Below are 15,273 nucleotides of genomic sequence, written 5' to 3'. Positions count from 1 at the left end.
CCAGGTGGCGATGGTGGGGTATTCATGCGCCCGAATGACGATTCGGCTGCCCTTTGCCCGGATGATCGCAGAGTGAACGCCGCCGAGAGTAGCCGAGCCGGGAATCCGGCCTTCCGGGAGCACCACGGGGCTCACGCCGAGAAACCTACACGGACCCGACAGAAGCGTCCATATATCGAAAAAAGGCATTTTTCGATATATGGAGATGGAAAATGCGCGGAGTTGTGACGGCCATGACTCGTTGATGGTGAGGAAGCGTTTCAGTGTTCACCCAAGCGGGTAAAGCCGACGTGAATTCTGAGCTGCCTGTTTCCAGGAGCCACAGATGTCCCGTATCTCACTCACGCCGGCCGCCCGCGAGTCTCTGCGCGACGACGAAGTGGTGTTCTTCGACTGGCACGTGACCGGCCTCTGCTGCGCGGACGCGGGAGAGTTCTCGCTCAGGCCGTTGCGCCGCTCCCGGTTGCCCCGGCGCTCGCGCCGCCTCGGGACGACCGATCTGGTGTACGCCCATCCGTTCGCCTGGGTGCATCTCGCCGAGCTCCCCGTCACGATCGACTGCCGTCCGCTGTGGCGCTGGCGGCGCTTCACCTCCGATCTGCCGCCGGACGCCGGACTGCGCTGCTGCCTGGGCCGCCCCCTGTATGGCCCCGCCTCACCTGGAGGTAACCGTTGAAGCTGCGTTCCATCCTCATCTGGACGGCGGTCGCCATCGTCGGCGGCGTGGGGTGGGCGATGCTCGCCCTGTCCAGAGGAGAGAACGTCAACGCGGTGTGGCTCCTGTGCGCCGCGCTCGGCTCGTACGCCATCGCCTACCGGTTCTACGCCCGCTTCATCGTCAAGAAGGTGCTGCGGGCCGATGACCGCCGGGCCACTCCGGCCGAACGGCTCGACAACGGCGTCGACTACCAGCCGACCGACCGCCGCATCCTGTTCGGCCACCACTTCGCCGCGATCGCCGGGGCCGGGCCGCTGGTCGGGCCCGTGCTGGCGGCGCAGATGGGCTACCTGCCCGGCACCATCTGGATCATCGCGGGGGTGATCTTCGCCGGGGCCGTCCAGGACATGGTGGTGCTGTTCTTCTCGATGCGCCGCAACGGGCGCAGCCTCGGGCAGATGGCCCGCGAGGAGATCGGCCCGGTCGGCGGCGCGGCGGCGCTCATCGCGGTCTTCGCCATCATGATCATCCTGCTGGCCGTGCTGGCGCTGGTCGTGGTGAACGCGCTGGCGCAGTCGCCGTGGGGTGTCTTCTCGATCGCGATGACCATCCCGATCGCCCTGTTCATGGGCTTCTACCTGCGGATGATCAGGCCCGGCAAGGTCGTCGAGGCCAGCGTGATCGGCGTCGCGCTGCTGCTGCTGGCGATCGTGGCCGGCGGCTGGGTGCAGGAGTCGAGCTGGGCGCCGTTCTTCACGCTGAGCCCGTCCGCCATCGCGCTGTGGCTCATCGCGTACGGGTTCGTCGCCGCCGTGCTGCCCGTCTGGATGCTGCTCGCGCCGCGCGACTACCTGTCGACGTTCATGAAGATCGGCACGATCGTGCTGATCGCGATCGGCATCGCGGTCACCATGCCGGTCATGCAGACCCCCGCCTTCACCGACTTCGCCTTCACCGGCGACGGGCCGGTCTTCGCCGGGTCGCTGTTCCCGTTCGTGTTCATCACGATCGCCTGCGGCGCGTTGTCGGGGTTCCACTCGCTGATCTCGTCCGGCACGACGCCCAAGATGATCCAGAAGGAGAGCCAGGTCCGCCTGATCGGGTACGGCTCCATGCTCATGGAGTCGTTCGTGGCCGTCATGGCGATCACGGCGGCCTGCGTGCTCACCCCCGGCCTCTACTTCGCGATGAACTCCCCGGCCGGCGTCGTCGGCACCACCGTGCAGAGCGCCGCCGAGGCCGTCACGAACATGGGCTTCATCATCACGCCCGAGCAGCTGCAGGCGGCGGCGACGGCCGTACAGGAGGAGACGCTGATCGCCCGGACGGGCGGCGCGCCGACGCTGGCGGTGGGCATCTCCCAGATCTTCTCCGGGTTCCTCGGGGGCCAGGCGCTGCAGGCGTTCTGGTACCACTTCGCGATCATGTTCGAGGCGCTGTTCATCCTCACCACCGTCGACGCCGGCACCCGCGTCGGGCGCTTCATGCTCCAGGACACCATCGGCAACCTGTGGAAGCCGATGGGCCGGGTGAGCTGGTGGCCGAGCGTCTACATCTCCAGCGCCGTCGTCGTGGCGGCCTGGGGTTACTTCCTCTACCAGGGCGTCAACGACCCGCTCGGCGGCATCAACCAGCTGTTCCCGTTGTTCGGCATCGCCAACCAGCTGCTCGCCGCGGTGGCGCTCACCGTCGCCACCACTCTGCTGATCAAGAGCGGGCGGCTGAAATGGGCCTGGGTCACGGCGGTGCCCCTGGCCTGGGACGTCGCCGTCACGCTGACGGCGAGCTGGCAGAAGATCTTCTCGCCCGACCCGGGGCTCGGCTTCTTCGCCCAGCGCGACCGCTACCAGACCGCGCTCGACCAGGGCCAGTTGCTCGCGCCCGCCCGGACGGAGGACGCGATGCGGCAGATCGTGATCAACTCGACCGTCGACGGCATCCTGGCGGCCCTGTTCGCCATTCTGATCATCGTCGTCATCGTGGACGCCATGCGGGTGTGGGTGAAGGCGATCAGATCGCCGGAGCCGCTGCCGAGCACGGAGGAGCCGTTCCAGGAGTCGAAGATCCTCGCGCCGTCCGGCCTCATCCCCACCCGCGAGGAACGGGAGGCGATGGCCAGGGCCACAGCGGGGAGCTGAGCGTCAGGGCGCGAGCCACCGCTCGGTCGGCCAGGTCTCGCGCCTCCAGGCGCTGTCCCAGAACATCCACTCGTACGCCGCCGCCCGGCAGTACGCCCGCTCCATGGCCGCGCGGGTGTCCGGCCCGGCGGCGGCGGCGAGCCGGTCGGCGACGGCCTTGGCCTGCTCCACGGAGGCCGCGAAGCCGGGGTCGGAGTAGGTGGAGATCCACTTCCCGTACGGGTGGCCGTCCAGGTCGCCGGCCCTGCCGAGCAGCGCCGTGCCGACGTCCTGATAGATCCAGAAGCACGGCAGCACCGCCGCCGCGATCACCGGGTACGGCGCGGTGAGCGCGGTCGCCTGCAGGAACGACGCGTACGCCAGGCACGTCGGCGACGTGGCGACGCCCTCGGCGTCGGCGCCCAGGTCGGCGACGTAGCCGGCGTGCAGCAGGCGCTCGGCGGCCAGCGCGGTGTGCGCGCTCTGCGCGTAGAACGCGGCCTCCGCCGGGTCGCCGGCGCGGGCCGACGCCGTGGCGAGCGTCTTGGAGAACGCCTCCAGATAGCGGCCGTCCTGCACGATGTAGAACGCGAACCGCTCGGGTTCGAGCGTGCCGTCGCCGAGTGCGACGTTGAACGGGTGGTCGTGGATGGCCTTCATCAACTCGGCCGTGCGCTGCCACATGTCGTCGCAGAACATGACGTCCCTTCGCTAGTGCGAACTAGAGCAGGTTCGACGGGTGTGATCTCAGCCCGGACGCCCGGGCACCCCGCGTCAACGCGCCGACTGTAACACGGGATTAGCCGGACATCTTGTACGTCAGCCCTCATGTGGGTTGTTACCTGGCGATTCATTCCAAGATCAGGCAGTTACTCCTTGATCAACATCCAGGTTTCGGCTGCCGTTAACCCGGCCTGATATGTCCCTTTGTAACGTTCGTCCCAGTCACGCGCCCTCCTCCCCGTGCGATCCCGATCGGGATCAGGACGCGGTCGGTGATCAGGCCCTGACCTCCTTCCCTCTGCACGACCATGTCCGAGGAGACGCATGTCCACGGAAACCCTGACGTCCGCCGGCGCGCCCATCGACGCGTACGGCACGCCGCTGATCGACGCCGCGGACCTCGTCCCCGGAGCCCGCGTCCTGATCAAGGACGAGACCCGGTACGCCTCCGGCAGCCACAAGGAACCCGCGGCGCGGGCCGTGGTGGCCCGCGCCGCCGCCGACGGGTACCGCCATGTGGTGGTCGCGACGTGCGGCAACTACGGCCGCGCGATGGCGATGGCGTGCCGCGCTGCCGGCATGACCTGCACAATCGTCCTGCCCGAGGGCTGGAGCGACGGTGGCGCGTGGATGCGCGCCGCGGGGGCTCACGTGCATCTGGTGCCCGGCAGCTACGAGGACGCCGTGGACGAGTCCCGCCGGGTGGCCGCGGAGGAGGGCGCGGTCGACGGCAACGTGGACGGCCCGTACGCGGACGCGGTGTTCGAGGGACACGGCGTGGTGGTCCCCGCGCTGCGGGAGGCCCTCGGCGAGCCGCCCGCGGCGCTGTGGGTCCCGGTGGGCAACGGCACCACGACGATCGCCGTCCACCGGCGGATGCGGGCACTCGGCTGGTCCAGCGTGATCAACGGTGTGTGTTCCGCGGGCAACAACCCGGTGGTGACGAGCTGGCCCGGCGAGTACCGGATGTTGCCGCCGGACGCCGTCACGGCGTCGGACCACAACCAGCCGCTGGTCAACTGGCACGCCCTGCAGGGCGCCGAGGCCATGGCGGCCATCGCCGACACCGGCGGCGCGGTGTTCGGGGTCCACGACGAGCAGTTGATCGAGGCCAGGGCCGCGCTCACCCCGTACGGTGCGAGCCCGACCGCGGCCGGGGCGGCGGCCCTGGCCGGGCTGCTCGCGCGCGCCCGCGCGGCGGGCCCGCTGTCCGGAACCCACGTCGTGCTGCTCAGCGGACGCTGACCGTACCTGCCGCACCTGATCGGGGAAACGATGACCGCACTGACCGGAGGCGGCCCCGCGCTGCTCTTCGCGCGCACCAAGGTGACCCGGGACGACCAGCGGGTCTTCGTCGCCAAGCTGGCCGCGCTGGCCGTGCTGACCGCCGTGGGGGTGGTCCTCGCGCTGCGCCCGGAGTTACCCCTGGTCGCCGTGGGCGTGGTGATCCTCGCCGCGATGTACACGCACGCCGTCGAGTTGCAGCACCAGTGCCTGCACCACTCGGCGTTCCGCAGGCCCTGGCCGCACCGGCTGGCCGGCGTCCCGCTGGGCCTGCCCCTGATGGTGGTCTACAGCCACTACCGCCTGCGTCACCTGCAGCATCACCGTTATCTCGGCACGCCCCAGGACACCGAGTTCTTCGGCTTCGACACCCGGGCACCGCTGACCGTGTCACACCTGGTACGCGGGCTGCTCGACTACCGGCGGCTCGCCTCGGTCCTGTGGGAGGTGCTGCTCGCCGCCACGGGCCGCTGGACGTACGGGTTCGGCGCGGTCAGCCCGGCCATGCGCCGCCGCATCGTCGTGGACCACCTGGTCCTGGGCGGGGCCGTCCTGGCCGCGCTCGGCGTCGCCGTGGCCGGGTACGGCCAGTACCCGCTCCGGCTGTGGGTGCTGCCCCTCCTGCTCGCGGTGCCACTGCACTTCCTCGTGGAGCTGCCCGAGCACGTCCTCTGCGACACCGACAGCACCGATGTGCTGCGCAACACGCGGTCGATCAGGGGGAGCCGGCTGAGCACCTGGTTCACCAACGGCAACAACCTGCACATCGAGCACCATGCCGCGATGAGCGTGCCGATCAACCTGCTGCCCGGCCGTCACGAGGAGACCCGCCGCCACGCCGTCCACGTGGAGCGTACGTACGCGGACTTCTACCGCACCCTCTGGGCGGCCCTTCGCCGGCCGCACGGGAGAGGTGAGGCATGAGCGACATGCGCATCGCCGGCCCGGCGGAGGCGTCCCACGGTTCCGCCACGGGATCGCGGGACGCGGCCCCGGCCTTCGACGTGCTCGCCGCCGTCGCCGAGCAGGCACACCGAACGCCCGGCGCCCCGGCTCTGATCGACACGACGGGGCAGACCTCGTACGCGGCGCTGGTGGCGGAGGTGGACCGGCTGGCGGGCGTGCTGGCGGCCGCCGGGGTCGGGCCCGGTGACCTGGTCGGGCTGTGCCTGCCGCGCGGGCGGGCGGCGGTGACGGCGCTGCTCGCGGTGTTGCGCGCCGGGGCCGGGTACGTGCCGCTCGATCCCGGCTATCCGGCGGCGCGGCTGGCGCTGATGCTGGAGGACACGCGACCCAGGGTCGTCCTGGTGGACGCCGACCCGCCGCTGCCCGCCGGCACCCCGGTGCTGCGCCTGGAAGAGGCCGGCCCGGCCGACGCGCCGCCGCCCGCCGCCGCCGCGTCTCCGGACGACGCCGCCTATGTCATCTTCACCTCCGGCTCCACCGGCCGTCCCAAGGGCGTGCTGGTGCCCCGGCGCGGCTGGTCGCACTTCTGCGAGGTGGCCCGGGACGCGTACGGCATTGGGCCTGACGACCGCGTGCTCCAGTTCGCCTCGCTCAGCTTCGACGCGAGCGTCCAGGAGATCTTCCCCGCGCTGATCGCGGGCGCGGCCGTCGTCGTCCGCGACGAGGACATGATCAGCCGGCCGGACCTGTTCCTCGACCGCTGCGCCGACCTCGGCGTCACCGTGCTCGCCATGGCCACCGCGTACTGGCGGGAGCTCGTGTCCGCGATCGACAGGCACGAGGCGGCGCTGCCGGCGAGCGTCCGCATGGTGATCATCGGCGGGGAGGCGGCGCATGCCCGGACCGTCGAGCGCTGGCGCGCACGGGTCCGCCCCGGCGTGCGGCTGCTCAACACCTACGGCCCGACAGAGACGATCGTCACGGCGACCGTCGCCGACCTGACCTCCTGGTCCGGTGCCGACCCGGTGCCGATCGGGTTTCCGCTGCCAGGAGTGACCTGCCGGGTCGTCGGGCCGGACGGCACCGAGGCCGCCGCCGGGCAGCCGGGCGAGCTGCGCATCGGCGGCGCCGCCTTGGCCACCGGCTACCTGCGCCGGCCCGAGACGACGGCGGAGCGGTTCGTCCCGGGGCCGGGCGGAGCACCCGAGTACCGCACCGGTGACCGCGTACGGCGGCTGCCCGACGGGACGCTGGAGTATCTGGGCCGGCTCGACCGGCAGGTGAAGATCCGCGGCTTCCGGGTGGAGCCCGCGGAGGTGGAGGCGGCGCTGCGCCGGCTCGCGGGCGTCGCCGACGCGGTGGTGCTGGCCGACGAGAGCGGCGGGCAGACACGGCTGGTGGCACACCTGATCGCGGAGGACGGCCGTACGGACGCGACCGAGGTGCGCCGGCGCCTGCGCGAGCAGGTGCCGCACCACCTCGTGCCGGCCGTGATCCGCTGCCACGAGTCCTTTCCGCTCACCCTTCAGGGGAAGGTCGACACGGCCGCGCTGGCGGCCGTGTCGCCTTCCGTGCCGCCTTCCGTGCCGCCGGTTGCGGTCGACGGCGACGTGCCGGGCGGGGACCCGGGCTCGGCGGAAGGCTCGGGCGACACCGCCGAGGCGCGCGTCCGCGCGCTGTGGGAGAACCTGCTCGGCGTCACCGGCATCGGGCCCGCCGACGACTTCTTCGCGCTCGGTGCCGACTCGCTCCAGGCCATCCGCCTGATCAGCCGGCTGCGCCGGGAGTGCGGGGCCGAGCTGGCGCTCAGCGAGCTGTATGCGGCTCCGACGTTCGCGGACATGGTGGCGGCGGTCCGCGCGGCGCCCGGCTCCGCCGGGGACACGCAGGCGGGCTCCGCACCCGGCACACCGGAGGCCCGGGACACCCCAGGAGGACCGGCTGAGGGCGGACCGGACGACGAGCCGCGGGTGCTGCCGCTCACCGGGATGCAGCGGACGTTCTGGATGGCCGAGCAGCTGACCGCCGACCTGCCGGCGTACACCCTCGGCATCCGGTACAGATGGGCCGGCCCGGCTCGGGCGGAGCTGATCGAGGCGTGCCTGGCCGAACTGGTCCGCCGGCACCCCGCGCTGCGGGCCCGCTTCCCGTCCGAGGACGGGGAACCGGTCATGATCGTCGACCCGCCGGGCACCGTGCCCCAGACCGTGCCCCAAACCGTGCCGCTGACTGTGATCGACCTGCGCGACCTGCCGCCGGGGGAGCGGGCGGCGGGCGCCGCGCGGGCGCGTCGGCAGGCCGTACGGGAGCCGCTCGACCTCGCGGCGGGCCCGCTCGCGCGCATGGTGCTGCTGCGCACCGGCGGCGACGACGAACTGCTGCTCGTCGTCCACCACCTCTGCTTCGACGGCTGGTCGGCCGGCGTGTTCGCGGACGAGCTGGCGGAGCTCTACCACGACCTGGCCGAGGGCCGCGAGCCGGTCGAGAGCCGGCGGGACCGGCCGGCGGAGCCCGGCCGGCGCAGGCCGCCAGGCGCCGACGACGCCTACTGGCGGGACCGCTTCTCCGATGCCGACCTGGACGTGGAGTTCCCGGCCGACCGGCCGCTCCCGGCGGCGCGGTCGTTCGCCGCCGAGCGGATCTCCCGCGAGCTTCCGCCCGATCTGCTGGACCGGCTCCGCTCCTGCGGGCGGGAGCACCACGCCAGCCTCTTCATGGTGCTGCTGGCCGGGGTACAGGCCGTGATCGGCAGGTACACCGGGCACGACGACGTGACGGTGCTGGCACCGGTCGCCGGGCGGGACGCCGACTCGGAGCACCTCGTCGGCGCCGTACTCAACATCGTGCCGCTGCGCGGTGACGTCGGCGGCGATCCCACGTTCGCCGACCTCCTCTCCCGGGTCCAGGAGGCGGTCGTACGCGACCTCGAGCACCAGGACCTGCCGTTGCCGGACATCATGGCGGCGATCGGGCGGGCGCAGGCCGGCAAGGTCAACCGGCTGAGCGGGATCAGCGTGACCGTGCACAACACCCCTGCCCCGCGCCGCCCGCTCCTGCGGTACGCCGGTGACGAGCCGCCGGCCGCGATGCTGGTGGATCTCGCGTTCGGCCTGCACTTCACGGTGGACGGCCCCGTCCTGACCGTCGACTACGCCACCGAGCTGTTCGACGCCGAACGCGTCGAAGCCCTCGGGGACCACCTGCTCACCCTGCTGGAGGCGGCGGCCGCGGCGCCGGCCACCCCGGTGCGCGACCTTCCCCTGCTCACCGCGGCCGAGCGGGACCGCATCGTGCGCGAGTGGAACGACAGCGCGATCCCGCTGCCCGCGGCGGACACCGTTCACGAGCTGTTCGAGCGGTGCGCGGCGGCGGCGCCCGACGCGCCGGCGCTCACCGCCGGCCCGACGACCGTCACCTACCGGGAGCTCGACGAGCGCGCCAACCGGCTCGCGAGGGTGCTGCGCGGCCACGGGGTGCGCCCCGGCACGCGGGTGGCGATCTGCCTCGACCGGGGCATCGAGCTCTTCGCCGCGATGTGGGCGGTGCTCAAGGCGGGTGGCGCCTACGTGCCGCTGGACCCGGCGTACCCGTCGGAGCGGCTCGCGTACATGGTGCGGGACAGCGGCGCGTCCGTGCTGGTCACCCGGCTGGACCTGCCCGCCGCCCCGCCCGCGCCGGACGGCGCGGCGGTCGTCGCCCTGGACCGGGACGCGGCCCGGATCTCCGCGGAGAGCGGCGAGGACCTGGCGGCGACGGCGGGGCCCGCCGACCCCGCCTACGTCATCTACACCTCCGGCTCCACGGGCCTGCCCAAGGGCGTGGTCGTCACCCACGCCAACCTCGTGCACGCGGTGGCCATGTGGCAGCACGCCTACGCCCTCGACCCGGGCTGGACGTACCAGCAGGCCGCCAGCTTCTCGTTCGACATGTTCGTGGGCGAGACGCTGCGCGCGCTGTGCACCGGCGGCAGGCTTGTGGTCGTGCCGCGCGAGGTGCTGCTCGATCCGGCGGAGCTGTACGCGCTGATGCGCGCGGAACAGGTCAACTCCACCGAGCTGGTGCCTGCCGTGCTGCGCAGTCTGCTCGCGCACGTCGAGGCGGTGGGAGAGCGGCTGGAGTTCGTCCGGCTGCTGATCGGCGGTGGCGAGAAGTGGCAGGTGCGGGAGTACCTGCGGGCCCAGCGGCTGGTGGGCCCCGGCAACCGGGTGGTGAACGCGTACGGCGTCACCGAGGTGACGGTGGACAACGTCTACTTCGACGGCGACGTCTCCGCCCTGCCGCCCGACGCGCCGCTGCCGATCGGCCGGCCGTTCCCGAACAACCGCGTCTACGTCCTGGACGCGTACGGCAGGCCCGTCCCGCCCGGCGTGGTCGGCGAGCTGTACCTCGGCGGCGTGGGCGTCGCCCTCGGGTACCACGAGCGGCCCGAGCTGACGGCCGAGCGGTTCCTCATCGACCCGTTCGTCCCGGACGGCCGCATGTACCGCACCGGCGACAGCGCCCGGTACCACCGCGACGGCGACGTCGACTTCCTCGGCCGGCTGGACGATCAGGTCAAGGTCAACGGCTACCGGATCGAGCTGGGAGAGGTGGAGGCCGCCCTGGCCGGGCTGCCGGAGACGCTCGCGTCCGCCGCCGCGGTGCACACACTGCCATCGGGCCTGGCCCAGCTCGTCGGGTACGTGGTGCCGAGACCGGGCGCCGACGTCACCGAGGCCGCGGTCCGGGAGGCCCTGTCCGCCACCCTGCCGGTCCACATGGTGCCCGCCCGGCTGGTGGTCCTGCCCCGGCTCCCGCTCACCCCCAACGGCAAGCTCGACCGTCGGGCGTTGCCGGCCCCGCCCGACGCGGCGCCGTCGGCGGCGGGCGCCGCCCCGCGGACCGCCACCGAGCGTCGCGTCGCGGCCGTCTGGTCGGAGATGCTCGGCGTCGACGACTTCGGCGTCGACGACAGCTTCTTCTCCCTCGGGGGCGACTCCTTCACCGCCCTGCGGCTCGTCCGGCGGATCGACCCGTCACTGGCGCTGGTGGAGCTGTACCGGCAGCCCACCGTACGCGGCCTTGCCGCCCTGCTCGACCAGCGGTCGGCCGAGCCGCGCCCGCGACGGCTGCTGCACCGGCTGACCCCGTCCGACGCGGGCCAGGGCGGCGTCACGGTGGTGACGATCCCCTACTCCGGCGGCAGCGCGATCGCCTACCAGCCCCTGGCGGCGGCGCTCCCCGCCCACTGGGCCCTGTACGCGGTCGAGCTTCCCGGCCACGACCAGAGCCGGCCGGACGAACCCCTGCTGCCCGCCGCCGACGTGGCCGAACGCGTTCTCGCCGAGCTCCGCTCGCTGTCCGGACCGGTGCTGCTGTACGGGCACTGCCTCGGCAGCGCCGTCACGATCGAGGTCGCCCGGCGGGCCGAGGAGGCGGGCGTCGAGCTGATCGGTGTCGGCCTCGGCGCGAGCTTCCCCACCGCCCGGTTGCCCGGACGCTTCTTCGACTGGTTCCACCGGCTGGTGCCGACCGACCGGTTCACCTCCGACCGCGAGTACGTCTCCTTTCTGCGCGCGCGGGGCGGCTTCACCGATCTGGACGGCCCCGAGCAGGAACAGTTCGTGCTGCGTAACGTCCGGCACGACGCCCGGGACGCCGAGGAGTACTTCACCGCCGCCTACCAGGGGGCCGGTCAGGCGCGGCTGCGCGCTCCGGTGCTCAGCGTGGTCGGCTCCCGGGACCGCGTCACGGAGCTGTACGAGGAACGGCACCGCGAGTGGGAGCACTTCGCCGACACGGTCGAGCTGGCCGTCCTGCCCCGGGCCGGTCACTTCTTCGTGAAGACCCACGCGGAGCCGCTGGCCCGGACCCTGGTCGAGCACGCCGAGCGGTGGCGGGGCGGGAACGCGCCGCGGCCGGGCGAGGACGAGGGACCCGCCCCCGCACGGGTACGCGACCGCGCGCCCCGTCAGGTGGCCCCTGCCCTGTCCCGGTTCGCGTTCGTGGCCCTGGGCCAGTTCGTCTCGATGATCGGCAGCAGCCTCAGCACGCTCGTCCTGAGCATCTGGGTCTACCAGCGCACCGGCTCCATCACGGAGTTCGCGCTGATCAACGCGATCGGCATGCTGCCGGGAATCGTCGCCGGGCCGGTCGCCGGCGCGGTGGCCGACCGCTGGGACCGCCGGCGCATCATGCTGCTCAGCGACACCGCGGCGGCCGTGGCGATGGGCGTGCTCGGCCTGCTGGTGTTGGCCGGCGGCCTGGAGATGTGGCACGTCTACCTGGCCGTTTCGGTCACCTCGGTCGCCGGCGCCTTCCAGCGTCCCGCCTACGTGGCCGCGGTCGCGCAGTTGGTGCCGAAGCGCTACCTCGGCCATGCCAACGGCATCACCCATCTCGGCATGGGCGTGGGGACAGTGGTCGCACCCCTGATCGGCGCCGGTCTGATCGACGTCATCGGCATCGAGGGCGTCCTCGCGCTGGACGTGCTCAGCTTCCTGCTGGGCGCCGCCACGCTGCTCGCGGTCAGGTTCCCCGACATGCTCTTCCGTCACCGCGACGAGAGCTTCCGCAAGGAGATCATCGCCGGCTGGCGTTACATCGCTCACCGCCCGGCCCTGCTGCGTGCGATGCGCTTCTTCGTCGTCCACCACGTCCTGTACATGATCGGCTTCTCGGTGATCGTGCCGATGCTGCTGACCGAGCGGTCCACGGCGATGCTGGGCACGGCGCTGGCGGCGGGCGGTCTGGGCGCCCTGTGCGGCAGCCTCGTCATGGGCCTGTGGGGCGGCACCGCCCGGAGGGCCACAGGGCTGATCGTGGTGCTGGGCGTGTCCGGTGTGGGGATGTCCGTCACCGGCCTCGCGAGCCCGTACCTGTCCGTGATCGGCCTGTTCACGATCTGGTTCTGCGACTCGGTCGCCGAAGGACACTGGCTGGCCCTGGTGCAGGCGAAGGTCGGGCTGGAGCTGCAGGGCCGGGTGCTCTCCCTGTTCATGATGACGATGACGCTGACGATGCCGCTCGGCTATCTGGTCATGGGGCCACTGGCGGAGCGTCACGTTCAGCCGCTGCTCGAACCCGGGGGCGCCCTCGCCGGCAGCGTGGGTGCGGTGATCGGCACCGGGCCGGGTCGTGGTCTGGCGCTGCTGGTCGTCCTCAGCGGCCTGCTGCAACTGCTCTGGGTGATCGCCGGCTGGCGCGACCGTCGGCTGCGCTTCATGGAGGACGAGCTCTCGGACGCCGTGCCGCCCGCGGAGCTCGGCGAACTGGACGACCTGCAGCGGGAGGCCGACGCCGGGCTGGCGAGGAGAGCCCGGCTGTGACGACCGACGAGCAGGCCGACCCCCGGGTGCGGGCGTGGGAGCCGATGTGCCGGGCCGTCGCGCTGCTGCTCGGCCCGTACGCCGAGGTGGTCCTGCACGACCCGGGCACCCGTCGGGTCCTCGCGATCTGGAATCCGCTGACCGCCCGCGCACCGGGCGCCCCGTCGTCGATCGGCGAGCTGGACAGTCTCGATCCGGCGGCCCGGGACGTGTTCGGGCCGTACGAGAAGCTGCTCGCGGACGGCCGGCGCCTGGCGTCGGTCAGCGCGGTCCTGCGCGACCCGGACGGCGGTGCGGCGGCGGTGCTGTGCGTCAACGTCGACCGCACGCCGCTGGAGCAGGCCGCGGCCGCGCTCGCGGCGTTCGCCGCGCCGAGCGTGCCGCGGCCGGAGCCGCTGTTCGCGGACGACTGGAACGAGCGCGTCCGGCACATCATCGGCGCGTACGTGCGCGCCTGTGGCCGTCCGGTGGAACGCCTGACCCGCGCCGACCGGCTGGCCGTGCTCGCCCGGCTGGAGGAGGCCAAGGTCTTCACGGTACGCCGGGCGGCTCCGGTCGTCGCGGGGGCTCTGCGCGTCTCCCGGTCCACCGTCTACGGCCTGCTGGCCGAACTCCGGGCACCCGACGGGATCAGCCGGGCATCTCGGGCGGCAGGTGGCTCCTGTCGTTGAAGAAGAGCAGGACCGGCGGGCGGCCGGCGGCGTAGCGGATGGCGGTGAGCGCGGCGTTGGCGTGGTTGAGCCCGAGCCAGCGCGCCTCGGGGGCGTCCAGAGCGTGCCTGACCAGCCAGGCGATGAGGAAGTTGTGGGTGACGACCAGCTCGTGGCGGGTCTCGTCCGACGGCCCGGTGAACCGGGCGACGGCCTCTCCGGCGAGCTCCGGCTTCACCTCCTCCGGCGGGAACTGGGCGAGGAAGCCGAGGTAGTGGTCGGCGGCCTGCGGCGGCAGCTCGTCCCGGCGCGGCACGTACGGCACGTAGTCGCCGGCGGGTTCGCAGGCGTGCACCGGGACGCCGGGAAGACGCGCGGCGGCGATCCGGGCGGTCTCGGCGGCCCGGGGGAGCGGCCCGTGGTGGACGGCCGCGAGGGGGACATCGCGCAACCGCTCGCCCAGCAGCGCGGCCTGGCGCCGGCCTGCCTCCGTCAGCCCGCTCTCGTCGGGGGTGGCTTCGCCGTGGCGGGCGAGGTAGAGGTAGCGGGTCAAGGCAGCGGGCTCCTTCCGTACGGGTTCCGCCATTGTGCCGTGAATCGTTGACCACACGTTCGAATGTCGGCATCGTAGGGCGGGTGGCCGCTGACGAGACGCGCGACGGGGTTGCTCTGACCAACCTCGACCAGCCGCTGTTCGACGGGGCGGGGGCGACCAAGCGCGACCTGGTCGACTACCTCGACGCCGTCCGCGACCGCATCCTGCCGGTGCTGCGCGACCGGGCGCTGTCGGTCATGCGGGTGCGTCCGGGCCAGGAGCCGTTCATGCAGAAGAACCTCCCCAAGTACGCGCCCGACTGGATCAGGTCGGTGTCGTTCTGGGCGGAGGCGTCCCGCCGGCAGGTGACGTACGCGCTGTGCGACGACCGCAGGACGTTGCTGTGGTTCGCCAACCAGCGGGCGGTGGAGTACCACCCGGCGCTGTTCGTCGGCGATCACGCCACCCACATGGTGCTCGACCTCGACCCGCCCGAGCACGACGACTCCTTCACGCCGGCCGTGCGGGGGGCGTTCCTGGTGCGGCGGGCGCTGGCGGACGCCGGCCTCGCCGGGGCGGTCAAGACGAGCGGGGCCAAGGGCGTGCACGTCTTCGTGCCCGTGGCGGCGGGCGTCGCGCCGGAAGACCTGGCCGCGGCCACCCGTGCCCTGGCCGCGCGGGCCGAGCGGCTCGATCCGGAGCTGGCGACCACGGCGTTCATCCGGGAGGACCGGGCGGGCAAGGTCTTCCTCGACTCCACCCGCGCGGGCGGGGCCACCGTGGTGGCCGCCTACAGCCCGCGCATCCGGCCGGGGGCGCCGGTGTCGTTCCCGGTCGCGTGGGACGACCTCGACCGGGTGACGCCGGGCGACTTCACCGTCCATACCGCGCCCGGCCTGCTCGCGGACGCCGACCCGTGGGCCGAGCAGATGCCCGCGCCGCAGCGCCTGCCCGACGACCTCGTCGCCGAGGGTCACACCATTCCGGTCGCTCGCGTCCAGGCCATGCACGAGGGCAAACGCCGCGCCCGCGCCCGCCGCGCCGAGTAGACAACCTCAGAGAATTTTTGCCAGGTTACGTTCCGTTCGCGGTG

9 protein-coding genes and 1 riboswitch are annotated in these 15,273 nt (G+C 72.6%); of the genes, 7 read left to right on the top strand and 2 right to left on the bottom strand.

From position 1 onward, the window contains the following. Positions 1-325: 325 nt before the first annotated feature. A complete protein-coding gene (locus tag ACIBP6_RS39190; RefSeq protein WP_132618406.1) occupies positions 326-676 on the top strand; it encodes a hypothetical protein in 351 nt (116 codons plus the stop codon). Beyond that, on the top strand, positions 673-2,796 hold the full coding sequence (locus tag ACIBP6_RS39185) for a carbon starvation CstA family protein (RefSeq protein ID WP_397059269.1): 2,124 nt from the start codon (positions 673-675) through the stop codon (positions 2,794-2,796). Before ACIBP6_RS39190 ends, ACIBP6_RS39185 begins: the two co-directional genes overlap by 4 nt. A 3-nt stretch (positions 2,797-2,799) precedes the next feature. On the opposite strand, the gene ACIBP6_RS39180 is transcribed toward ACIBP6_RS39185, so the two are convergent. After that, complete coding sequence (locus ACIBP6_RS39180) at positions 2,800-3,474, bottom strand: TenA family protein (RefSeq protein ID WP_397059267.1); 675 nt, start codon at positions 3,472-3,474, stop codon at positions 2,800-2,802. Continuing rightward, positions 3,462-3,557: riboswitch (TPP riboswitch) on the bottom strand. It overlaps the preceding gene by 13 nt. Positions 3,558-3,822: 265 nt before the next feature. Here ACIBP6_RS39180 and ACIBP6_RS39175 point away from each other — a divergent pair. Genes ACIBP6_RS39175 through ACIBP6_RS39160 form a run of 4 tightly spaced genes read left to right on the top strand, consistent with a single transcriptional unit; the run spans position 3,823 to position 13,666 of the window. Next, positions 3,823-4,743 (top strand): pyridoxal-phosphate dependent enzyme, encoded by a 921-nt coding sequence (locus ACIBP6_RS39175; RefSeq protein ID WP_397059265.1) that lies wholly within the window; start codon positions 3,823-3,825, stop codon positions 4,741-4,743. Between the two features lie 30 nt (positions 4,744-4,773). Continuing rightward, positions 4,774-5,706 (top strand): fatty acid desaturase family protein, encoded by a 933-nt coding sequence (locus ACIBP6_RS39170; RefSeq protein ID WP_397059263.1) that lies wholly within the window; start codon positions 4,774-4,776, stop codon positions 5,704-5,706. Next, positions 5,703-12,995 (top strand): amino acid adenylation domain-containing protein, encoded by a 7,293-nt coding sequence (locus tag ACIBP6_RS39165; protein ID WP_397059261.1) that lies wholly within the window; start codon positions 5,703-5,705, stop codon positions 12,993-12,995. Before ACIBP6_RS39170 ends, ACIBP6_RS39165 begins: the two co-directional genes overlap by 4 nt. Then, positions 12,992-13,666: a transcriptional regulator gene (locus ACIBP6_RS39160; RefSeq protein WP_397059259.1), complete on the top strand. Its 675-nt coding sequence runs from the start codon at positions 12,992-12,994 to the stop codon at positions 13,664-13,666. The genes ACIBP6_RS39165 and ACIBP6_RS39160 overlap by 4 nt, the downstream gene beginning before the upstream one ends. Here the strand turns inward: ACIBP6_RS39160 and ACIBP6_RS39155 are convergent. Beyond that, complete coding sequence (locus tag ACIBP6_RS39155) at positions 13,626-14,198, bottom strand: histidine phosphatase family protein (protein ID WP_397059257.1); 573 nt, start codon at positions 14,196-14,198, stop codon at positions 13,626-13,628. The genes ACIBP6_RS39160 and ACIBP6_RS39155 overlap by 41 nt on opposite strands. 83 nt (positions 14,199-14,281) lie before the next feature. Here ACIBP6_RS39155 and ACIBP6_RS39150 point away from each other — a divergent pair, with 83 nt between their 5' ends. Beyond that, positions 14,282-15,229 (top strand): DNA polymerase domain-containing protein, encoded by a 948-nt coding sequence (locus ACIBP6_RS39150; RefSeq protein ID WP_397059255.1) that lies wholly within the window; start codon positions 14,282-14,284, stop codon positions 15,227-15,229. Positions 15,230-15,273 lie beyond the last annotated feature (44 nt).

This window comes from Nonomuraea terrae, from assembly GCF_044465245.1.
GTDB classification, from domain to species: Bacteria; Actinomycetota; Actinomycetes; order Streptosporangiales; family Streptosporangiaceae; genus Nonomuraea; species Nonomuraea terrae.
This window is presented reverse-complemented; position numbering and strand designations above follow the sequence as displayed.

Excerpts from the sequence above, each read along its gene's own strand:
- ACIBP6_RS39190 (WP_132618406.1), top strand. The coding sequence starts at position 326 with ATGTCCCGTATCTCACTCACGCCGGCCGCCCGCGAGTCTCTGCGCGAC.
- ACIBP6_RS39175 (WP_397059265.1), top strand. The coding sequence starts at position 3,823 with ATGTCCACGGAAACCCTGACGTCCGCCGGCGCGCCCATCGACGCGTAC.
- ACIBP6_RS39165 (WP_397059261.1), top strand. The coding sequence starts at position 5,703 with ATGAGCGACATGCGCATCGCCGGCCCGGCGGAGGCGTCCCACGGTTCC.
- ACIBP6_RS39170 (WP_397059263.1), top strand. The coding sequence starts at position 4,774 with ATGACCGCACTGACCGGAGGCGGCCCCGCGCTGCTCTTCGCGCGCACC.
- ACIBP6_RS39180 (WP_397059267.1), bottom strand. The coding sequence starts at position 3,474 with ATGTTCTGCGACGACATGTGGCAGCGCACGGCCGAGTTGATGAAGGCC.